Annotated in this window: 14 protein-coding genes and 1 pseudogene; 5 read left to right on the top strand and 10 right to left on the bottom strand. The window is 60.1% G+C overall.

Features of this window, described 5'->3' with window-relative positions; genetic code table 11:
• Positions 1-4: 4 nt before the first annotated feature.
• Positions 5-670, top strand: a complete 666-nt coding sequence (locus IU397_RS02050) for a DUF1523 family protein (protein WP_204410116.1) — start codon at positions 5-7, stop codon at positions 668-670.
• A 52-nt stretch (positions 671-722) separates the two neighbouring features.
• Here the strand turns inward: IU397_RS02050 and IU397_RS23765 are convergent.
• Both IU397_RS23765 and IU397_RS02045 read right to left on the bottom strand, forming a co-directional pair.
• Positions 723-902 (bottom strand): annotated as a pseudogene (locus IU397_RS23765) (hypothetical protein); the annotation flags it as partial.
• 496 nt (positions 903-1,398) lie between these two features.
• On the bottom strand, positions 1,399-3,264 hold the full coding sequence (locus IU397_RS02045; RefSeq protein WP_204410113.1) for a hypothetical protein: 1,866 nt from the start codon (positions 3,262-3,264) through the stop codon (positions 1,399-1,401).
• A 339-nt stretch (positions 3,265-3,603) separates the two neighbouring features.
• Between IU397_RS02045 and IU397_RS02040 the strand changes: the two genes are divergently transcribed.
• Positions 3,604-4,116: a hypothetical protein gene (locus IU397_RS02040; RefSeq protein WP_204410111.1), complete on the top strand. Its 513-nt coding sequence runs from the start codon at positions 3,604-3,606 to the stop codon at positions 4,114-4,116.
• Here IU397_RS02040 and IU397_RS02035 read toward each other — a convergent pair whose 3' ends face one another.
• The gene (locus tag IU397_RS02035) at positions 4,117-5,328 is read right to left on the bottom strand and encodes a urate hydroxylase PuuD (RefSeq protein ID WP_204410109.1); all 1,212 of its coding nucleotides are present in this window, start codon (positions 5,326-5,328) and stop codon (positions 4,117-4,119) included.
• A gap of 128 nt (positions 5,329-5,456) precedes the next feature.
• On the opposite strand from IU397_RS02035, the gene alc reads away from it, so the two are divergent.
• Positions 5,457-6,470, top strand: a complete 1,014-nt coding sequence (gene alc / locus IU397_RS02030) for an allantoicase (protein ID WP_204410106.1) — start codon at positions 5,457-5,459, stop codon at positions 6,468-6,470.
• Between the two features lie 129 nt (positions 6,471-6,599).
• Here alc and IU397_RS02025 read toward each other — a convergent pair whose 3' ends face one another.
• The 5 genes from IU397_RS02025 to IU397_RS02005 all read right to left on the bottom strand — a co-directional run bounded on the left by IU397_RS02025 (position 6,600) and on the right by IU397_RS02005 (position 11,480).
• Positions 6,600-6,998: a RidA family protein gene (locus tag IU397_RS02025; RefSeq protein WP_204410104.1), complete on the bottom strand. Its 399-nt coding sequence runs from the start codon at positions 6,996-6,998 to the stop codon at positions 6,600-6,602.
• A 143-nt stretch (positions 6,999-7,141) separates the two neighbouring features.
• The gene (locus IU397_RS02020) at positions 7,142-8,539 is read right to left on the bottom strand and encodes a TRAP transporter large permease (protein ID WP_204410102.1); all 1,398 of its coding nucleotides are present in this window, start codon (positions 8,537-8,539) and stop codon (positions 7,142-7,144) included.
• Positions 8,539-9,168 carry a TRAP transporter small permease subunit gene (locus IU397_RS02015; RefSeq protein ID WP_204410100.1) on the bottom strand — a complete coding sequence of 210 codons (630 nt, stop codon included), beginning with the start codon at positions 9,166-9,168 and terminating at the stop codon, positions 8,539-8,541. Before IU397_RS02015 ends, IU397_RS02020 begins: the two co-directional genes overlap by 1 nt.
• Positions 9,169-9,243: 75 nt before the next feature.
• Positions 9,244-10,260, bottom strand: coding sequence for a C4-dicarboxylate TRAP transporter substrate-binding protein (locus IU397_RS02010; protein WP_204410096.1), 1,017 nt, complete (start codon positions 10,258-10,260; stop codon positions 9,244-9,246).
• A gap of 200 nt (positions 10,261-10,460) precedes the next feature.
• Positions 10,461-11,480 (bottom strand): C4-dicarboxylate ABC transporter substrate-binding protein, encoded by a 1,020-nt coding sequence (locus tag IU397_RS02005; protein WP_204410094.1) that lies wholly within the window; start codon positions 11,478-11,480, stop codon positions 10,461-10,463.
• Positions 11,481-11,689: 209 nt separating this feature from the next.
• Here IU397_RS02005 and IU397_RS02000 point away from each other — a divergent pair, with 209 nt between their 5' ends.
• Entirely contained in the window at positions 11,690-13,093 is a 1,404-nt protein-coding gene (locus IU397_RS02000; RefSeq protein ID WP_204410092.1) for a cytochrome ubiquinol oxidase subunit I, read from the top strand.
• Positions 13,094-13,102: 9 nt separating this feature from the next.
• Positions 13,103-14,113 (top strand): cytochrome d ubiquinol oxidase subunit II, encoded by a 1,011-nt coding sequence (locus tag IU397_RS01995; RefSeq protein WP_204410591.1) that lies wholly within the window; start codon positions 13,103-13,105, stop codon positions 14,111-14,113.
• A 69-nt stretch (positions 14,114-14,182) separates the two neighbouring features.
• On the opposite strand, the gene IU397_RS01990 is transcribed toward IU397_RS01995, so the two are convergent.
• The gene (locus tag IU397_RS01990; RefSeq protein WP_204410089.1) at positions 14,183-17,776 is read right to left on the bottom strand and encodes a hydantoinase B/oxoprolinase family protein; all 3,594 of its coding nucleotides are present in this window, start codon (positions 17,774-17,776) and stop codon (positions 14,183-14,185) included.
• 122 nt (positions 17,777-17,898) lie between these two features.
• The gene (locus IU397_RS01985) at positions 17,899-22,239 is read right to left on the bottom strand and encodes an ExeM/NucH family extracellular endonuclease (protein ID WP_204410087.1); all 4,341 of its coding nucleotides are present in this window, start codon (positions 22,237-22,239) and stop codon (positions 17,899-17,901) included.
• Positions 22,240-22,350 lie beyond the last annotated feature (111 nt).

The following is a 22,350-nucleotide window of genomic DNA, read 5'->3' as shown; positions in this document are numbered from 1 at the left end:
CCCGATGTTCTACTATATCCGCTGGACCTTGTGGGCCATCTTCTGGCTTCTGATCGCGGCCATGCTGCATTACACGCTGCCGCAGCACGATATCGTCCGGGTCACGGGGACCGAGATCATCCGCCAGGATTTCTCGGGTTGGAATCGGATGTTTTATGCCCAGGCAGATAGCGGCAACGAGACGAGTGCTCAAAACCGGGACCTGCGCAAGATCAATACAACGCGGACTAACGGTCGGGTGATGGTCTACCGCAACGAGGATACGGGCTTTTTCGGCTGGCCCCCATACTTCAAGCTTGACAGCTCCAACCTGCAGGCCGAGGCATCGGATGCGATCAGCACGCGAGGCGCGCCGGAATGGTATGCCGTTCGGCATTACGGGTGGCGCAGTGAGTTCCTGACGATCTTTCCCAATGCGATCAGCCTACGCCCTGTTGAGGGGCCGGATACCCGGATCATCCCTTGGTTCAACATCTTTTTCCTGATCATCTTTGGCGCCATCATCTGGGCCATCACCTCCCGGATCCGCCGGTTTCGTCGGAAACGGATCGACCCGGCCCTAGCCGAAGTCGGCGAAGCGCTGGACCGTGTCGGTGACCGGGCCGAAGCGGCAGGGGGCCGTATGGGGCGCTGGTTCGACAGCTTCGGCGGCCCTGAAAATCGCCGGTGACGGCCAACATGTTGTTCAGCCAAGCATAGATCGCCTGTTTCAAGCCGGGCGCCATTTGAATTGAATAGATGTACGCGCCTGCCAGATCATCGGGTGTGTCGAGATGCAGGGCATCGTCGTGGTTAGCCTCATCAAACGCCACCACCCCGTACCAGTGCGCATAGATCAGCGCCGCGTCATGGGCTTTCACACAGAACTGCACATGCAGGTCACCGCTACCATCCGCGCACATGCGAGACCAGTCGGCACCGCCGGGCTGACACCCAGCCACGCACTCCTATCCTCAGCGATTTTGCGAATCTCAACGTACCCGCAGAGTCAGCTAAGGCTGTCCGGCTCGACAATGTCTTCGATGGCGGACAGATGATACGGCAAGTTCTCGATGTTGCGTTTGGCTGCTGCCCGCTTCGATCTCTATCGATCCAGCGGCGGCAACAGCTTCAGACGTACATATGAGCTCTGGAGCTGAAAAAAGCGCAAGAGGCGCAAACTTGGCATCGCCATCGTCCGAAATCGGCAGAACCAGCTTGCTCTTCATGACAGACCGTGGTGCCCGGCGCATGACTTTCCAAGACAGTTTGCGCCTTTGATCGTCTGGCCAGGTTCGCCGCGCCGACGGACCTTCAAGAAGGTCCAGATGATCGATAGGCCTGACCGCGTCGAAAAACGGATGGCCATCGTGCAACAGAAGGGGGCGACCCCGCAAAGAAACCGCCCCCTCCCAAGGTTTAGAAAATGAAATCGTCGGCCGTAATCTGATCGACCGAGACGTCTTGCAAACGTACCGCGTTGGCCTCTGCAAAAATCAGGACAGTATCCTGACCCACCTGGGACACTTGGATGTCCGCCAACCCGTCAAAATCGAAGTCGCTGACATCGATCACATCGCGCCCATCCTCGAAATCCGTGATGATGTCAGAGCTGGGGCTGTCGATTTCGGCGAAGATGAAGGTATCCGACGACCGACCACCGGTCAGGACATCATTCCCCGCACCGCCCGCCAACAGGTCATCGCGCACACCGCCGGTCAAGACGTCAGCACCGGCACCGCCATCGACAATGCCGATCACGCGACCATCCGCACCGTTATAGACGTCATCGCCGGCGCCAAAGCGTACATCGCCAAAGATGCTGCCAGAGTTCAAGATATCGATGCCAGCCTCCGTGTCCTGCGCGTCAATGGCCACCTCGGTCGCGCGGATCTCGCCCGTGTTGACAATTTCACCAACCAGGGTCAGGCCATCCTCAATGCGAATGCCAACGGCAGCCGCACTGTCTTCGGATGCAAGAATGCGACCGTTATTAACGATATCACCATTGAAGATCGCGTTCTCGACGCTGCTGAACAGCCGAACGCCGTCACCAATGGTGTTGCCGCTTTCGGCATCCCCACGGCCGCGGATCGTGCCGTCATTCACGAGGCTGGCCTTGACTGTGTCACCATAAACCTCACCGGTCTGCAACGACACGCCAGAGCCATTGTTGCCACGACCCGCATCGATCAAGGCGCGTTCCTGGTTGAGGATGGTGTAATTGTCAGCGACATCATCGGCATAAACTGTCCCATTGCGCTGATCATCAGACCCGACGATCCGGCCAAAATTGCTCAGCGTCACGCCAAAGCCATCGATGTTCACCGCGCGGCTGTCGCTGGTGATGCGGCCAAAGTTCTGGACATTGGCGTCATGCGCGGCATTGCCGAAATACAGCCCGTCCGTCTCTCCTTCGATCCGGCCTTTGTTGATCAGGTCACCGATGAACCCAAGGCCGTCGCGGATCTCGACCCCGCGCGCATCGCGAGAGATAATATCACCGCTGTTCAGGAACGTGCCCTCGAACAACGTACCGCCCCCTTCTACGCCCGAGAACAGGCGCACACCGTCGCCGCGGGTGTTCAGGCCAGGTTCGGCATCTCCTCGGCCCACAATACGGCCCTCATTGATCAACGTGACTTCAACGGCCTCGCCCACCTCGTCGCCCAATTCCAACGAGATGCCAGCGCCATCATTGCCACGGCCCGCATCGATGATGCCACCTTCGGCATTGGCGATGATGATGTCCTCGGCCTCGTTATCGGCATAGACGGTCCCGTTGCGCTGATCGCCTGTGCCACGGATCAACCCCGTATTCAGAAAGCCGTTATCCGACCCGACGATCTCAACCGCGCGACTGTCGCTTTCGATCCGTCCCGTATTAACAAGGTTGCCCCGGTCTCCCAGCAGCCGCACATCATTGAAGCCACCGGCAATGGTGCCCGAATTGACGATCAGCCCGGCATCGCCAGACAGGGTCGCACCATCCTCTTCGCCAACGACACGGCCACCGTTAAAGACGTTGAGCAGGCTCAGAATGCTCTCGACAGATACGGCCGGCGTGTTCCCGGTCGACTGAGCCGTCCCATCCACCAGGAAGATCGACAGCGGATCGTCCAGGGCAACGACCGGCGCGCCATCGACAATGCTGGTGGCACCCGATGGCAGGAACAACGTCTCTCCCGGGGCTTGGCTGGGGCGCGCTGTGTTGTCGCCGTCAGCGATCTCGGTGACGTTCAAAAAGTCCAGAATTGAAGACTCGAAGCTGCTTGAAATAGGCATGTTTCTCTCCGTTGAGGTCTAACAGGAACCGGGGTTCCAGATGGGTCGAACCGGGCGCCTCTGGGGCTTAGATCCGGCTCGCCCAATGGGATATCGCGGTCCCGCCACCAGACAGGATGAACAAATCTGAAGGGCCGGTTTCAAACCTGATTGCGGCTCCCCAACCGGCCCTTATCCACTGAATCAAAACAATATTTTCGGGATGAAGCGTTCACGCCACCCATAAAACCGTGTGAGCCGCCTGCAATAACCACATCGCGCGAAGAACGGTCCAAATTCCAGACCTCAGGGTTTCCCCGAAACTGTGTTAACCTTTTTGCATTTACATGGAGTATTCTGATGCCGATCATTCTGCCTTCCCCAGCCCTTTTCCCTGAAATGTGGGCAAAAGCTGCTGTCCGCCACACCCGATCCATCATGGGGATCCCATCCAACAAGCTTGGTGATGGCAGCGAAAATGCCTGCCTGGCCGAGGTGCGCCGCAACGTTGCCGCCGCCGGGATGGAGGATTCCGCCACCATGACAGACCGGCTCGCCACCCATGCCAGCGCCAATAAATGCGGCAATTGCGGTGAATATGCCGCCGTCACCTTCCAATTTTTGAAGCGGCGCAAATGCCCCTTCCTGCTGGAACTGGCCTATTACGAAAAAGGCAGCCTGGACCACGCCTTTGTCATCATCAACCGCGATGACACCGCCCCGCTCTCCACACCGTCAAAATGGGGGGACCATTGCTGGATCGCCGATGCCTGGTCGAATGATACGATCCACGGCAAGACCTATCGCACCAACATGGTTGCCTTGGGTGGGTCGGTGCCGGACCCCAAGGTTTCAACCTGGCACGTGCCCTAATCAGTTGGACCGGAACCAGGCCACCAGCAGCGCTCGCTCTTCCGCCTCCATCCAACTCAGGTTTCCAGGCGGCATCGCGTGGCTGATCCCGGCCTGCAGGTAGATCTCGCGCGCATGGTGGGCAATGTCGGCATCGGTCTCCAGATGCACGGCCTTCGGTGCCCAATGCAACCCGTCCCAGGCAGGATCCTCCGCATGGCACATGGCACAGCGCCCCTGGACGATCCCGACGACCTCCTCAAACTGAGGGGCAGCGGCAAAGCGTTGGGCGGCAGGCGTCATCGCCTGCTCTTCCTCGCGAAACATTGGCGCCATCGACAGCGCCACGATGGCTGCGAAAATCGCCGCCGTTGCCCCCCAGGTCCACCAGGGCATGCCCCGTTTCGCATGCATGGTATTAAAGAAATGGCGGATCGTGACCCCCATCAAAAACACCAGCGCCGCAATCAGCCAGTTATACTCAGATGCGAAAGCCAGCGGGTAATGGTTGCTCAGCATCAAAAACAGCACGGGCAGGGTCAGGTAATTGTTGTGGGTCGACCGTTGCTTAGCGATGACCCCGTATTTGGCATCCGGCACGCGCCCGGCCTTCAGGTCCGCCACCACGATCTTTTGGTTGGGGATGATGACCATGAACACGTTGGCGCTCATGATCGTCGCGGTGAAAGCCCCCAGATGCAGCAAAGCCGCCCGGCCCGTAAAGACCTGCGTATAGCCCCAGGCCATGACCACCAGCAGCGCATAGAGCAGGATCATCAGCCGCGTATTGTCCCGCCCAAGTGGCGATTTGCAGATCAGGTCATAGGCGATCCAGCCAAAGACCAGCGACGCGACCGAGATCAGGACCGCCTGCCAAATCGCCAATTCCATGACATTCAGGTCAATCAGATAGAATTCCGCGCCCAGATAATAGACCACCGCCATCAGGGCAAAACCCGACAGCCAGGTCGCATAGCTCTCCCATTTGAACCAGGTCAGGTCATCGGGCAGCCGGTCGGGGGCCACCATGTATTTCTGGATATGATAGAACCCGCCTCCATGGACCTGCCATTCCTCTCCGCTGGCCTTGTCCGGCATGCCCGCAGCCTTCCTCAGCCCAAGATCCAGCGCGATGAAGTAGAATGACGACCCGATCCACGCGATAGCCGTGATCACATGCACCCAGCGTACCGCAAATTCGACCCAGGCCATCAGGACGGCATATTCGTACATGTCAGGGCTCCTTCGCGGCATAACTTGACCAAAACCAGCCAAGGTTCCAAGCCAAACCGCACCCCTTGCACATTCGACGCAGGCTCGGATAGCTAAGTGCGCGCATCCGCGCTCCATCCGGAGGATTCATGCCCACAATCGAAGCACTCAACCCCGATGTGCCCCTTTACGCCCGGACGGGCATCAATCTGGCATCCGCCGGTCTGGGGGCCAAGGCCATTTCCTCCAGCAACGAATTCTTCGCACCGTTGGAACGGATGCTGCATGATGCGGATCCGGTGTTCATCCCCGGTAAATTCGACGATCACGGCAAATGGATGGACGGGTGGGAAACGCAGCGCAGGCGCGATGGCGGCCACGACCACGGCGTGATCCAGCTGGCCGGTGCGGGCCGGGTGTTGGGCTTTGACGTTGATACCCGCCACTTCACCGGCAATTACGCCCCCGCCTGCAAGATCGAGGCGGCCAGCGCCCCCGACGGTCTGACAGATGGTACGATGTGGGTGCAGATCCTGCGCCACTCCGCCTTGGGCGCCAACAGCCATCACTATTTTCCCTGCGACAGCTTTGAAAGCTGGACCCATCTGCGGCTCCATATCTATCCCGATGGCGGTGTGGCGCGACTTAGAGTGTACGGCGTGCCGGAATTGGACGAGACCGAGGACGGGCAAGAGATCGATCTTGTCTCGGCCCTGAATGGCGGGCGCATCCTCGCCTTTTCCGACGCCCATTACGGCGACTACATGCGCCTGCTGGCCCCCGGTCGCGGCATCAATATGGGCGACGGGTGGGAGACGCGGCGCCGGCGCGAGCCGGGTTATGACTGGATGGTCCTCGCCCTCGGTGCCCGCGGCCAGATCGACCGCGCCGTCATCGACACCGCCCATTTCAAAGGCAACTTCCCCGATCGGTTCTCGCTCCAGGCAGCTGACCTGCAAAATTTCGGCGACGGCCTGACAGATGCCCTGGTGACCGATGCCATGTTTTGGGAGAACCTGATCCCCGAAACCAAACTCGGCCCCGATGCCGAACACCGCTACCGGGACGAGATCGTCGATCTGGGCCCCGTCACCCATGTCAGGTTCAACATCTATCCCGATGGCGGGGTCAGCCGCCTGCGCCTCTTCGGCAGGCCCTGCTAACCACCGACGTTCAGCTCATCATCTGGTTCAAACAGGGCGTCGATAGCGCCCTGCGCCCCCAGGGCTGCCCGCGTAGAAACCACATCCCATACATACGCTATGCATACGGTTTGCATATCGCGGTTGCGGTCAGTCAGCACCGGGCAAAGCGGCAATGATCCTGACCTCCACAATCGCGCCGATCCGGCGCAACCCGGCCACCTCCACCGCTGTCCAGGCCGGATAAGGCGCGCGCAGATATTCCAACCGGACCGCGTCAAACATCTCGAAATGGTCGCGCAGCCCAACATGGTAACTGGTCATCTCGACCACAGCGTCAAACTCCAGATCGGCTGCTGCCAAGACGATCCCGATCTTGTCAAAGGTATTGCGCATCTGCTCACCTGGATCCTTCGGCATGTGGCCATTGGCATCCCCTCCAGTGGATCCGCTCAAGAACACATGCCCGCCCGATATGATGCCGGGTGACAGGTGCAACGCCTCGGCAGCCTTCTGGAAAGCTCCTGGAATGATTGCCTTTTTTGCCATCAACACTCTCCCAGGGTGTCATATCCGTTTGCCAAACGTCACCACCTCTCATCGCGCGTGCAAGTTCACGGCCTCAACCCGCGTGACGTTGCGCACGCGCCACCCCCAACGCTTTCGCCACAAAGGCGAAAGAGGCGGGAGCCCTAGGCCAAGGATGGCAGCCACAGTACAATCGCCGGGAACGCCACCAGCAACGCAATCGTAATCGCATCGGCAATAAAAAACGGCGTCACTCCCTTGAACACGTCCTGCACGGTCAGATCATCCCGGACGCCCGCCACCACAAAACAGTTCAGCCCAATGGGCGGCGTAATCAGACAAAATTCCGCCATCTTGACCACCAAAATCCCGAACCAGATCGCACACATCGGCCCCGACATCCCAAACGCGCTGTCCTCCGCACTGACGAATTCCCCGCCATTCAGGGCCATCACGGCGGGGTAGACAACCGGCAGGGTCAAGAGCAGCATTCCGATGGCATCCATGAACATACCAAGCACGGCATAGGCCAGAAGGATGCAGATCAGGATCAACATGGGCGACACCGTGAGGGAGGTGATCCAGTCCGAAAACGCCCCCGGCAAATCGGCAAAACCCAGGAACCGCACATAGATCAGCACGCCCCAGATGATCGTAAAGATCATGACCGTCAGCTTGGCCGTCTCGATCAGCGCGTCTTTCAATTGACGCCAGCGCATCCCGCGCGCCAACGCCATCAAAAACACGATGAACGCACCCACGGCCCCACCTTCCGTCGGCGTACCCCAGGCATCGCCAAAGGGATTATAGACGAAAAAGATGATGATCACGACCACAGCCACAATCGGCAGGGCCGGCGGCAGCGCCACCAACCTCTCCCGCCAGGTGAACCCACTGACCGGCGGGCCAACGGTCTTGAAAATAACCGCAATGCCAATGATCAGGGTCGCATAGACAAAGGCCGAGAAGGCGCCGGGGATGAATCCCGCCAACAGCAACTTGCCCACGTCCTGCTCCACGATGATGGCATAGATCACCAGAATGGCCGATGGCGGGATCAGGGAGGCCAGCGTGCCTCCAGCCGCCACCACACCCGCTGCAAACTGTTTGTTGTAACCGACCTTCAACATCTCGGGGATGGCGATGCGGGCAAACACGGCCGCCGTGGCCACTGACGCACCTGACACCGCCGCAAAACCCGCCGTGGCAAAGACCGTCGACACGGCCAGCCCGCCAGGCACCCAGGCGATCCAGCGTTTCGCAGCCTCGAACAAGGCGGTGGTCAGCCTGGCATGATAGGCCAGATAGCCGATCAGGATAAAGGTCGGGATCAGGCTCAGCGCATGGGACGAGACCTTGGAATGGGGCACCTGGCCCGCAATCTTGACGCTGACCTCCAACGCCTTGCCAAATCGCGCCGGGTCATAGTCGAACCCGTTCCAGCGCAGCCAGACCAGCCCCAGGAAACCCGCCAAACCCGCGGCAAAGGCCACGCGCATGCCCAACACGACCATGACCAGCATACCGCCGGTGGTCCACAGGCCAATGGTAATCGGATCCATCAGTCGGCCCCTTCCATCTGATCCGCCTCGGCACGGGCCTGTTCGGCGACGGATTGGATCAAGGGCACGGCCACAGGGCGCTCCAACCCCAACCACAGGGCGCGGCCATAACCCCAGGCCTGCAACACCAGGCGCAGACACAGCACGCCAAATGCCAGCGGCACGATCAACTTGCTGGGCCAGATCGGCAGACCGATATCGATGGAACTGTCTCGGCTCCACATCGGTTTGCCCATGTCAAAGCTGCGTTCGAAATGGGCCCAACTGCCCCACACCAACGCGACCATCAAAACCAGGATCAGCAGGACCGAGATCAGTTCGAACATCCACAGGATGCGCCCCTTCAGGGCGCCCACCAGGATGTCCATGCGGATATGCCCACCCTCGCGCTGGACATATGCCACACCCATAACAGCAATCAACGGCATCGCGGCCTCGATGTAATCGACGTAGCCAGACAGGGGTCTTTCAAAGAAAGCGCGCCCCGTCACAGACCAAGCTGCCAGAAACATCAGCGAAAACGTGGCCAACCCGCTGATCAGCGCAAACAAAATCTCAACGGGGCGCAAGGCCCGGTCCAACCGGCTGAGCAGGCTGGAATCCTCTAGCACGGTGGCCGATCCCGCCATATCCCGCCTCTCTATATTGTCGTGGTGGGGCCGTGCCGCAGGTGCGGCACAGCCCGATCGCATGGCGCGAATTGCTTAATTGCTGGCGCGGGTCGCTTCGAGCGTAGTGTTCACCAGGTCATACAACTCTTGGCCCGGCAGGCCCTGGCCTTCCATATCGGCAATCCACGCTTCGCGGATCGGATCGGCGGCAGCGGCCTTGAACTCGGCAATCACCTCGTCAGAGATATCGACCTTCACGACGCCTTTTTCCGCCAGCACCGCATCCCAACGCTTCAGCAACTCGGCATAGTTGGTCAGGTAATGGGCGATGGATTCCTCGACCGAACTGTCCAGTGCCGCGCGGTGTTCATCACTCAGGCCTTCATAGGCGTCGATATTCACCACAACAGGGCAGTTCACGGTGCCCGGGTTCAAGTTCGCGGTCCACCAGTCGGCTTCGTTGATCGTTCCGAAAGACAGATGCGCGTGCTGGGCAAAGGCCACCGTGTCGACGACACCGGATTCCATGGCCTGAAACGCCTCGGTCGCGGTGACAGAGGTCGGAACGGCGCCCACAGCCTCAAACGCTTGGCCCAAACCACCGGTTGCACGGACGCGCATGCCTTTGAAATCCGCAAGGCTGGCCCGCGGTTCACCTGTGCCCACGATGTTGTATTGCGGCATGGGCGACGTCATCAGCATCTTGGCGTTCCACTGCGCCATCTCGTCCTGCACGGCGGGGTGGTCATAGACGGCATGACTGACGGCCACCTCTTCCTCCAGGTTTTCAATGCCAAGGAACGGTAGCTCAAGCACGGTGATGGTGCGGTTTTTGTCGCGGTGATAGCCGGCGCAGAACTGCGCCATCTCGAATGCTCCGATGGAGATGCCGTCCAGATTCTCGCGGTTTTTGGACAAGCCGCCATAGCTGATATTCAACGTGAACTCGCCGCCGGTCTTTTCGCTGACCAGTTCAGCGAGCTTTTCCACATGCTCGGTAAAGGCACGGCGCTTGCCCCATAACGAGACATTCCATTCAACGGCGATGGCTTCGCCAGCAAAGGCGACGGCCAAGGCGGCGATCGCGGTACGGCTCAGATATTTTTTCATTGTCAGACCTCCCAGAAAGCAGATTTCCCCTGCGTCGCCAGACCGTAACGGCCCGGACAGGGTTTGAAAACGCTAAAAATCCCGCTGAGGGGGCCGGGCAGGTCCGTGCTCCGCCCGGGGCGGCCATGGATCCCCGGCGCGGCTGAAATCGCGGCGCCAGGGAGGTGTGGGTTTCGTCGTAGAAACGTGCGGCCCGCCTGTCAGCGGCGCTTTTTGCTGGCCTCGATCGTGGTGCTGACCAGTTCCAACAGTTCCTCCGACGGCACGCCACGTGCGTTGTTTTCTTCGATCCAGGCCGCAATCGCCGTTCTGGTGGAAGCTTCGCGCAGGATATCCAAGGCGGTGTCGTTGAAATCCACACGCTGAATGCCTTTGCTGCGCAGCAACGGTTCCCACTGGCGCATGGTGACGTTGGTGTAGTTGAAGACGTAATGCTCCAGTGCTTCTTCGGTCGAAGACAGCAGCGCCTCGCGGTGGGCGGGGCTCAGGCCCTCCAACGCGCCGGTATTCACCACGACGGGGCAATTGGTTGTGCCCGGGTTCAGGTTGGTGGTCCACCAGGTGGCATTCTCAAGCGTGCCAAAGCTCATATGCGCATGGGGCGCAAAGGCGACCGCCTGGACAGCGCCGGTTTCAAGCGCATCACGTACTTGCGGGGCCGGGATCGAGATAGGTTCAGACCGCAACACACGCACAGCTTCGGCAACACCGCCCACGGCCCTGATCTTGATGTTGCGCAAACCATACAGGTTTTCGGGCGGCTCGCCCGCGCCCACAAAGTTGTTCTGGGGCTGTGGTGATGGCATCAACAGCGTGGCATTCCAGCGATCCATATCCGCCACAACGGCCGGGTGGTTATAGAGAGCACGGGAAACCTCGACCTCCAGCTCCAGGCTATCGACGCCGAGGAAAGGCAGTTCAAGCACGGTGATGGTCGGGTTCTTGGCAGGATGGTAGCCCGCACAGAACTGCGCCATCTGAAAGGATCCGGCCGCAATGCCGTCAAGGTTCTCCCGACTGCCCGACAACCCGCCATAGCTCAGGTTCAACGTGAATTCGCCATTGGTTTTGGCGCTGACCAGTTCGGCCAGCTTTTCCAGATGCTCGGTAAACGCACGACGTTTGCCCCAAAGCGAGACATCCCATTCAACGGCGATCGCGTCGCTGGCAAAAGATATGGCGAGCGCCGCAAGCGCTGCACGGCTTAGGTACTTTCTCATAGGTGGATCCCATCACTCGTATTTCGCCTAAGTGGGGTAAAGACCGAAATGGGCGAATGTAGGGCATTTTAGAGATCCTTGTCATACTGTCGCAGAATGCTCAGTCCCTTTGGACGATCCGCCGTTGCTACCTACCTTTTTGCCACGCAGTGAGGCGCAAAGACGTCTCATGACCCGCGAACTGAGTTGAGGTTAAGAAGGCCAAGGACATGGACACCCTGTTGCTGTCGCGCATCCAGTTTGGTGCGAACATTTCGTTTCACATCCTCTTCCCGACGATCACGATCGCCTTGGGTTGGGCATTGCTGTTTTTCAAACTGCGGTTCGCCGCCACGGGTTTGGAAAAGTGGATGGAAGCGTACAAGTTCTGGGTGAAGGTTTTTGCCTTGTCGTTCGCCATGGGTGTCGTCAGCGGCATCACGATGTCGTTCCAGTTTGGCACCAACTGGCCGGGATTCATGGAAAGCGTCGGTAACATCGCAGGGCCGTTGCTGGCCTACGAGGTGTTGACGGCCTTCTTCCTTGAGGCGGTGTTTCTGGGCATCATGCTCTTTGGTTTCCGCAAAGTGCCAAGCTGGTTGCACACGACCGCAACCTTCCTGGTGGCCTTTGGTACAACTATGTCGGCGTTCTGGATCCTTGTACTGAACAGCTGGATGCACACACCCGCCGGGTACGAGATCCGCGACGGCGTGGTCTACGCAACCAACTGGCTGGAGGTTATTTTCAATCCGTCTCTGCCCTACCGGTTTACCCACACGCTTTTGGCTTCCGGCCTCACCGTGGCCTTCCTGATCGCAGGTATCTCTGCTTTGCGTCGGCTGATGGGTGACCGCACCGAAGGGTCCGAGGCCACATTGCGATTTGGCGTATTGCTTGGCGCGATTTTGATCCCGATCCAGATCTTTGCCGGTGACATGCACGGTCTCAATACGCTGGAGCATCAACCGGCCAAGGTTGCTGCAATGGAAGGCAACTGGGAAACCGGACCGAACAAACCACTGATCCTCTTTGCCATTCCCGACCAGGAGACGCGCGAGAACCGTTTTGAGATTGGCGTACCCAATATGGCCTCGATCATCCTTACGCACAAACCTGAGGGTGTGGTGCCCGGGCTGAACGATTTTGTCGCCGATGACGGGACCGTGCTTCACCCGCCTGTGCCCCAGGTTTTCTGGAGTTTCCGGGTCATGGTTGCCACGGGTTTCGCCATGTTGGCGCTCAGCTGGGGCGCCACCTACCTCATGTTCCGGCGCAATACGGCTGGTGCGCGATGGGATGTGGGCCAATTGCCAAAGATCGTGCTCTTCGCCCTTGTGGCCATGGCGTTTTCCGGCTGGATCGCGACTTTAGCCGGTTGGTACACGACCGAGATCGGGCGACAGCCCTGGCTGGTCTCTGGCGTCTTGACGACCGCGCAAGCCGTTGCAGATGTGCCAGCGCCGATGGTGCTAAGCACATTGATCGGCTACCTCGTCGTCTATGTGGGTCTGATCGTCGTCTATATCGGGGTATTGACCTATCTGGCGCGGATTGCAGCCCAGGGCGGCAAAATCCCCGAACGCACCCGGGCCGAAGCCGCCGAAGTGGCCGCTTTGACCCCGGCGGAGTAGCCCGACATGATGACGCTTTTTGGCGATCCGGCGGTTTGGCTGCCCCTGACCTTTGCCGCACTGATGAGTCTGAGCATTGTGATCTATGTGGTTCTGGATGGGTTTGACCTGGGCGTTGGGGTTCTTTTCCCCTTCGCCGAGGAAGATGAAAAAGACCGCATGGTCGCGTCCATCGGGCCCTTCTGGGACGCCAACGAGACCTGGCTGGTCCTTGCCATCGGCCTGTTGCTGGTGGCCTTTCCCGCGGCACATGGCGCAATCTTGACGGCGCTTTATCTGCCAGTCGCGATCATGCTGGTCGGCCTGATCCTGCGGGGCGTGTCGTTCGAGTTTCGGGTAAAGGCTCCGCCACGCTGGAAAGGGTTTTGGAACGGGGCCTTCTGGGGCGGCAGCCTCCTGACCTCCCTGAGCCAAGGCTTCATGCTGGGCATGTACATCATGGGTTTGGAATATACCTGGGCGACCTTCGGATTTGCGGTCGTGACGGCCATCTTCCTCACCGTCGGCTACAGCTTCATCGGCGCCACCTGGCTGATTATCAAGGCAGATGGTGTACTGCAGGAAAAGGCGGTAGGTTGGGCCAAAGGTGGGATCTGGGGCCTGATTCTGGGTATGGGCGCAATCTCAATCGCGTCACCGATGGTTAGTCCACGGATCTTTGAAAAGTGGTTCTCCTTCCCCGAGATCCTGTTGCTGGCCCCGTTGCCCCTGATGTCAGGATTGCTGGTGGCGTTGCTTTGGGTGGCCCTGCGCAGGTTGCCGACGGCGGATGACAGCTTTGCCTGGTTCCCATTCGCGGCTGGTACGACACTGTTCATCTTGGCCTTCTTCGGAATGGCGTACTCGTTTTATCCCTACGTTGTCCCGGATCAACTGACCATTTATGAAGCAGCGAGCGCGCCCGAGGCGCTGATCATCATCCTGGCGGGAACGGTCTTTGTGCTCCCGGTAATCCTGGGATACACGATCCTCGCCTATATGATCTTCCGCGGCAAGGCGACCGAGTTGACCTATTACTGACGGCAGATGGGGGCCAGCCCCCGTCGCCGAAGGCGACTCCCCCGAAATATTTTTACCAATAAGAAGGAGCTAGAGGTTCCCCCACCCGCCGCCGCCGGGAGTTTTTAGAATGTAGGAAGAACCGGCGGGCAGATCGATTTCGGAATTGCCTCTGAGAGTGACGGTGCGGCCATCGGGGAGTTGGGCTGCATTTTCACCGACGGCACCCGGAGCGCCGCGGGCACCCCCGAATGGCGGGATGACCCGGTGCGAGCAAAGAGTCGTGACCGTCACAGGTTCCAGGAACCGCATGACGCGCAAGCTGCCTTCGCCGCCCGTCCATTGCCCCGCACCGCCTGATCCTTCGCGGATCGTGAAACTCTCCAACCGGACGGGGAAGCGCTTTTCCAGCACTTCCGGGTCGGTCATCCGGGTGTTGGTCATGTGGCTTTGCACGGCATCGCAGCCGTGGAAGCCAGGGCCCGCGCCGGTGCCACCTGCGATGGTTTCATAATTCTGGAAGTCGTCGTTGCCCCAGACAAAATTGTTCATCGTCGCCTGGCTGCCCGCCATGACGCCCAGCGCGCCATAAAGGGCGTTACAGGCGGCCTGGCTAACCTCGGTATTGCCGGCAATCACCGCCGCCGGGGCGTCCGGGTTCAGCATTGTCCCCTTGGGCGCAATGATGTTGAGCGGTTTCAGGCATCCTTCATTCAGCGGGATATTGGTGCCGACCAAGGTGCGGAAGACATAAAGCACCACGGCGCGGCAAACGGCGAAAGGCGCGTTGTAATTGCCCGCATGCTGGGCAGTTGTGCCGGTGAAATCTACCGTGGCGGCACGATTGGCGGGGTCGGTGCGGATGGCGACCTGGATTTCCTGACCCTCATCCATCGGGTAGGTGAACTGGCCGTCCTTCAGGCTGTCGATCACGCGGCGCACGCTTTCTTCGGCATTGTCCTGAACATGGCCCATATAGGCGGTGACGACGTCCAGGCCGTAACGGTCAACCACGTTCAGAAGTTCGCGCCGCCCGGTCTCGTTCGCGGCGATCTGCGCCTTTAGATCGGCCATGTTCTGTGGGATGTTGCGGCAAGGATACCGGCCCGACGATAGTGCCGCCGCGGCGGCATCCTCTTGCAGCACGCCTTCGGCAACCAGTTTCAGGTTGTCGATCACGACGCCCTCTTCATGGATTATGGTGCTGTCCGGTGGGGCAGAGCCGGGCGTGCGACCGCCGATATCGGCATGATGACCACGGGAGCCGAGCCAGAAGCGCGGTTTGCCATCGACAAAGACCGGCGTCACAACCGTGACGTCGGGCAGGTGTGTGCCGCCATTGAAAGGAGAATTCAGCGCGTAGGCGTCGCCCGGTCTGATGCCGGGGTTCAGGCGCATCACGGTTTTGATACTGTCGGACATGGAACCCAGATGAACCGGCACATGGGGCGCATTGGCCACCAGATCTCCGGCGGCGTCAAAGATCGCGCAGGAGAAATCGAGCCGTTCCTTGATATTGACCGACCAGGACGTGTTGGCCAGCGTCGCGCCCATCTGATCGGCCACCGACATGAAGAGATTGCCCATGACCTCTAGCAGGACCGGGTCCGCCGCGGTCCCTGCGGCAGCCTGGTGGGTCTTGGCGGTCAGACGGGTGAGGATCAGGTTACCGCGCGGGTCGACCTCGGCCTGCCAGTCAGGCTCGACAATCGTGGTGCCCGTGGCTTCGGTCAGAATGGCTGGGCCTTTCAGGACTGTCCCCGCGGGGACATCTTTACGCGCGTAAAGTGGAACCTGGTGCCAGGCATCGTTCATATGGACGCGCAGGTGATCTTGCGGATGGGGCAGGGTGCCGGTGGGCGCAACCTCGGCGGGCAGGTCGCCGGACTGGCCAATCGCCTCGACGCTCACCATCTCGATCACGATGGCGCGTTCAGGGGAGGCGAAACCAAACCGCTGGCGGTGCGCCTCTTCGAACGTGGCCTGCATGGTGGCAATGTCGGCAAACGGCACTTCCAGCGGCTGATGGGAGCCGTCATAGCGCAGGTGGACGCGGCGTTCGGTGCGCAAGGCAGCGGGCAAGATGCCTTGGGCGCGAACCTCGGCTTCGGCCTCCGCTGCGATGGTGGCAAGGGCGGCCTCGGCCTGGGCGACCTGATCGAGCGGCAAGTCGATCTGCGCCTCGCGCAACGCGCGAATGTCGGCGATGCCCATGCCATAGGCCGACAAAACCCCGGCAAACGGATGCAGGAACACCCGGCGCATACCCAAAGCATCGGCCACCAGGCAGGCATGCTGCCCCCCTGCCCCACCAAAGCACTGCAGCGTGTAGCCGGTAACATCATGGCCGCGTTCCACGCTAATCTTTTTGATGGCGAGGGCCATGTTATCGACCGCGATGCGGAGAAAACCGCTGGCGACAGCCTCGGGCGTGTCAGGCAGCTGACCCGTTTCAGCGGCAATGTCGCGGGCAAGTGACGTGAATTTCTGCGTGACAACATCGGCGTCCAGCGGTTGATCGCCCCCCGGGCCAAAGACAGGCGGAAAGTGATGCGGGGCCAGCTTGCCCAGCATCACGTTGCAATCTGTCACCGTCAGCGGCCCGCCCCGGCGATAGGCGGCAGGGCCGGGATCGGCACCCGCACTTTCGGGACCAACCTGAAAGCGACCGTCGCGAAAGGTGCAGATCGACCCGCCACCGGCGGCCACCGTGTGGATATCCATCATCGGGGCGCGCATGCGAACACCGGCCACCTCGGTTTCGAAACTGCGCTCGAACCGGCCCGCATAGTGGCTGACATCCGTGGAGGTGCCGCCCATGTCAAAGCCGATCAGCAGGTCATGGCCCGCCGCCTCGGCCGTGCGCACCATGCCGACAATGCCACCGGCGGGGCCAGACAGGATCGCGTCCTTGCCGCGGAAAAACTGCGCATCCGTCAGCCCGCCATTGGACTGCATGAAGAGCAGCCGTTCGCAGGACCGCCCGACTTCAATCGCGCTGGCCACCTGATCGACATAGCGGCGCAGAATGGGGGAGAGATAGGCATCGACCACAGCCGTATCCCCGCGCCCCACCAGCTTGATCAGGGGGGAGGCTTTGTGGCTTTCGGAGATCTGGGTGAACCCGATCCGGTGGGCCATTTGGGCCACCTGCGCCTCGTGATCAGGGTTCAGATAGCTGTGCAGCAACGCAATGGCGACCGAACGCAAACCACTGTCATAGGCAGATTGCAAGGCTTGGCGGGTTGCTGACATATCGAGCGGCGTGACGACCTGGCCCGCTGCGTCCAGGCGTTCAGGCACCTCGATCACTCGCGAATACAGCAGTTCGGGGCGCTTGATCTCAAGCTCGAACAATTTGGGTCGATCCTGATAGCCAATGCGCAGCAGGTCGCGAAACCCCGCGGTGATCAGCAAAAGCGTATCTGTGCCCTTGCGCTCAAGCAAAGCGTTGGTCGCAACGGTCGTGCCCATCTTGACCGCGCTGATCTGACCGGTGGGGATCGCCACGTCCGGGGCCAGATCCAGCAACTGGCGAATGCCCTCGACAGCGGCATCGGAATAGCGTTCGGGATTTTCGGACAGCAGCTTATGGGTTTGCAGGCTGCCATCCGGGCGGCGGGCCACGATATCGGTGAAGGTGCCGCCGCGATCAATCCAGAACTCCCACGCTGCGTCTGACATGCTTGTCCCCCTGATCACCAGGCCTTGGCATCGCAAGGGGGCTGCGGGGTGTCAAGCGACCCAACAAAATGGCGCGCCGGATGCCGGATCCGACGCGCTGTTTTCAACGGGATGGACAGCGATCAGGCAATGTCTTCCGGGATCGCCGAGATGATCTCCAGATCGTCGGCCAGGGCGTTGACGCTGCCAATGCCGCGCACGACCAGCACGTCGCCATCGCCAAAATCGAACTCCACCATCGTGCGACCCGTGCGGGTGGCAAACTGGTCCAGCACCGCCTGCACCGATAGATCGGCATTGTCCCACAGCCCGGCATCCAGCGCGATGGTATCAACATCATTGCGGAAATCGGCGATCACATCGCGGTCGTACTCCGCCGCGAACAGGAATGTGTCGGCCCCGCCACGCCCGAACAAGGCGTCATTGCCCGCACCGCCATCCAACAGATCGTTGCCCGCACCGCCATCCAGGCGGTCCTTGCCAGCACCGCCGACCAAAAGATCATTGCCCTTGCCACCGCGCAGATCGTCCAGACCGGCACCCCCGAACAACTGGTCATTGCCCATGCCCGCGGCGAGGACGTCATTGCCCTCCCGACCGTCCAGTACATCATCTCCCTTGCGGGTGCGGATGACGTTGTTGCCCGCGCTGCCTGTGATCGTGTCGGCGGCGTTTGTGCCACGCACCTGGGCATTCGAAGTGCCGTCCAGGGTAAAGGTCCGTGCAGCCCCATCCAGGAAAAAACGCGCGAAAAACGGGGTATCTGCGACCACCGTCAGGTTGTCGTGATCTACGCCAACCGTGCCAAGCCCCGCGATCTGATCCGGTGCGTTGACGACAATCGCCTGCCCGGCACCCGCAGCAGCCAAAGCGGCGCCAAAGTCGGCAAAGCCGTCCACACGCTGGGACAGATCGGCAGAGGTGAACAGATCCACATTGTCGGTAGAGATGCTGGGCGCCAGATCCAGCCCCACCAGGATTGGATCATGGTCAGAGGTGCGATAGGGCACCGATCCGTCAAAGATCGAAGGATCCCGGCCGAATTCAAGGTTGTAATCCAGCACGTCCGCCTCGTCGGCGTTGATGTGCCATTCCGCTGCACCTGACACGCTGTCGAACAGGGACCGGCTGGCCAAGGCATAGTCCAGCGTCCCGGTCAGCCCATCAAAGACGTAGCCATAGCTTTCAGGGCCCTGGAAGGACTGGCCAAGGTCGATATAGCCTTGATCGGCCAGAAATGTCAGCGGATCCTCTTTGGCATAGGCATTCAGATCGCCCAGGATCATGATGTCGGCATCACTGGACCCAGTCGGGTCACTGTCAAGCCAGGCATCAAGGGCGGTCACACCGTTCAGGCGCGTCTCGTTATTGCGACCGGCACCATCGTTTTGATCAGGATCACCCGGTGCCGGACCAACGGACCCCTTGGATTTGAGGTGATTGACTGTGACGTTGAAGACCTCCCCGCTATCGACCTCCTGGAATGCGGCAAGGATCGGGGCGCGGTTGGTGCTGGGGCCGTCAAAGACCGGCACACCAAAATCCAGGCCAAGGCCCGCCAGATCCGCATCGCGCAGCACCTCGACCGAGGTGCCGGGGGCCAGTTGCACCTTGGCAGGCTGGTAGATCAGACCGTTGGAAATGGCGTCTGACACATCTACGAACTGCATCCCCGGATCGACCCAATCATAGGTCCCTACACCGGCAACCGCGTTCAGTTCCTCCACCAGGTTCTCAATCGCATTGCCGGGGGAGCCTGCCAGGAAGTCATTCTCGATCTCGACCAATCCCAGAACATCGGCATCGAGGGTGAGGATCGCATTGACCAGTTTCTCGGTCTGCCGGTCGAATTCCGCGTTCGGATCGGTTGCCCCTGGGCCGTCGGAATCAGGCGCGGCGGCACCCGTAATGGCGGTCAAATCATCGGCGCCGCGGGGTTCCAGACCAACCTCGGTCAGCGGATTGTCATTGCGGCTGATCCCGTCATCCAACGTGGTGAAATAGTTCAACACGTTGAAGCTGGCGACCTTAAGCGCACCGCCCACATCCGCGGGGGCGGCGTCCCGTTCGTTGGTCTTGTCGAACGTGTTCTCCCCATCCTCGGTCGCGCGGACCCGCCAGGTGGCCGCAGACGCGCTGTTGCCCGCCCACTGATAGCTGAGAACACCGGACAGCCCGTCAATCGTATCGCCCATCCGGATGTCAGAGGCCGTGGTGAAGTCGGGCCCAAACCCGTCAAGATTTCCGATATCGGCGTTCTGTTCGCTCAACCCGTCATCATAGGTGATGGTGCGCGATCCGATCTCTTCCTGATAAGCGGCGAATGCATCGACATCGGGCGTGTTGATCTGGCTGAATTGCTGGGGGCGGGGCCCTTCGCTCAACTTGATCTCGTTGAACCGGTCCAACTGGAACATCTCGGTAATGGTAAGGGTATTGGTGAAGTTCACCAACATGCCCTCAAAGGCCTCCAGATCAGGTTCGATATCGCCACCCTGGCTGATAGCGGTCGCCGCTGACGGCAGGGTGATGTTCGCCGCCGTCGGCGTCTCATTGCCCGATGAAAGGACCGTGATGTTGGTGATCGTATCGATCTGGGTTTCGCCAAAGAATTCATCAACCGTGCCGGTGATCTGAACCTTGTCCCCGACATTCACATCCGTGCCGAAATCGCCGCCTTCAAAGACAAAGATCCCTTCCGAGGTCGCCGCATCGTCGTCGGCATCGGCATCCTCTTCCTGGATGTAGAAACCGCGCAGGTTGCGGCCCGCATCGGCGTCACCGTCCTGGAAATCGCCGACCACAATCGCCTCGACCGTGACGATCTGGTCATCCAGCAGGTTCTGGTCTTCGGTCCCCTGGATCTCGTGAATCTTGGTGATGGCGATGCCATCGTCATTCCGGATCGTGCCGGTGGCCTCTGCCGTGGTGATGGACGCCCCGCCCGTTGCATTAGACAGCGTGACGGTGAACGCTTCGTCGGCTTCGGCATCCGTGTCACCGGTGGCCGAGACGGTGATGACCTTTGACGTCTCACCCGCGGCAAAGCTGACCGTACCGGACGGCAGTGGACCGCCAAAATCCGCAGCATCGGCCTGGGTTGACGTCACGGCAAAATCGACATCACCCGCGGCATCGGTGTCACCGGTGCGGGTCACGGTAAAGGTGAAATCGGTCGTGCCTGTGTCACCTTCGGGCTTGTCGGCGTCAGTCGCGGCGATGGTCAGGGTTGTCCCCGCGGGGACAACTTCATCAAGCGTGATATTGTCGATACCGAAATCTTCGCGGCCCGCATCCACCCGAACGGCGACCCGCAGATCCAAGGTGCTGCCAGAAACGGCAAAATCATCGGAGAATGTCGCAAAGGCAGAGGTCAGCGCGTCCCCATCCCCGATACCGTCAAAGTCGGTATCTTGCAGGAACGTGTTCTGGTTGAACGTGGTGGCGTCCAATGTCTCGAACGCCATGACCTGCTCAAAGGCACCACCATCGATGCTGACCTCGAACGAGATGAAATCATCGGGGTCCAGAGCCGCATCGCTGTCATCGGTGGCCAGATCGGCCGAGATGCGCAGGTTGGACAAACCGGTGATGTCGATCCCGCTCCAGGTTAGAAAGGCAGGCTCCTCGATCGCAGGTGTACCGCCGTCAATGTCGGAACCCCCAAGGTAGTTGTCCGCGATGTTGGTATAGATGTTGAAGCCTGTCGGCGCCGCATCACCGCCGAAATCGGCACCGCCATCCCCGTCGGCATCGAAAATGCCGAAATAGTCAAAGCTGCTCTCCTCCCCAAAGAACGCAGCCGCTCCGGCTGTGTCGGTCACGGTAAAGGCAGCCGCATCGCCGCTTTCTCCATAATCGAATGTTTCTGAGAAAACGGGGCCCGCCGGTGGCGGTGTCAGCGCCGCGGGGGAGCCGACATCGCTGCCGGAATTGCCACCCGCAGCGGCTGATGCGGCGGCGGTGCCCACGGGCGTTTCGGCACCATCGGTCGACAGCGCCCAATTGTCCGGATTAGTCGGGTCAAGCGCAAGATCGGTCAGGTAGATCGAGCCCGCGCCATCGTCGATATTGGGATAGGCAAACGAGATCTGGGCATTGGCCTGGTCTGTGTTGTCGCCGTCGTAATCGGCAAAGCTCGACCATAGACCAATTGTATCACCGCCATTGTTCATGGCCGCCGCGTTCCAGTTGCTGACGCCCACGAGGTTCAGACCAGCCCCCCAGGCTGCTTCGAAATCGGCAGCCGCCAGGTCATCGGAATTGTAAAGGATCGCCGATCCGCCTGCGCCAACTGTGCCGGCGGTAATATTGGCCTCTGACAGCGCCACCGAATTGAAATCATCAAACACCCAACCAGACAGATCCACCGCCGCAGCGCCGGTATTTACGATCTCGACCCATTCCCAGTCATCTTCGCTGGAGGTTGGATTGAACATAATTTCAGAGAAAATAATCGACATGGGAAGCCCTTGCATTGCGTGCCAATTGCTGGGTCGATGGCAAACCGTCGTCCAGCGCATGGCCGCACAATAGCCGCATTCTTAACGAATGTATGACAGATTATCGGTTTC

The sequence above is a fragment of the Actibacterium sp. 188UL27-1 genome (genome assembly GCF_016901225.1).
Taxonomy (GTDB): Bacteria; Pseudomonadota; Alphaproteobacteria; order Rhodobacterales; family Rhodobacteraceae; genus 188UL27-1.
Note: the sequence above shows the minus strand (reverse complement) of the source record. Positions and strands in the feature narration are given on the sequence as shown.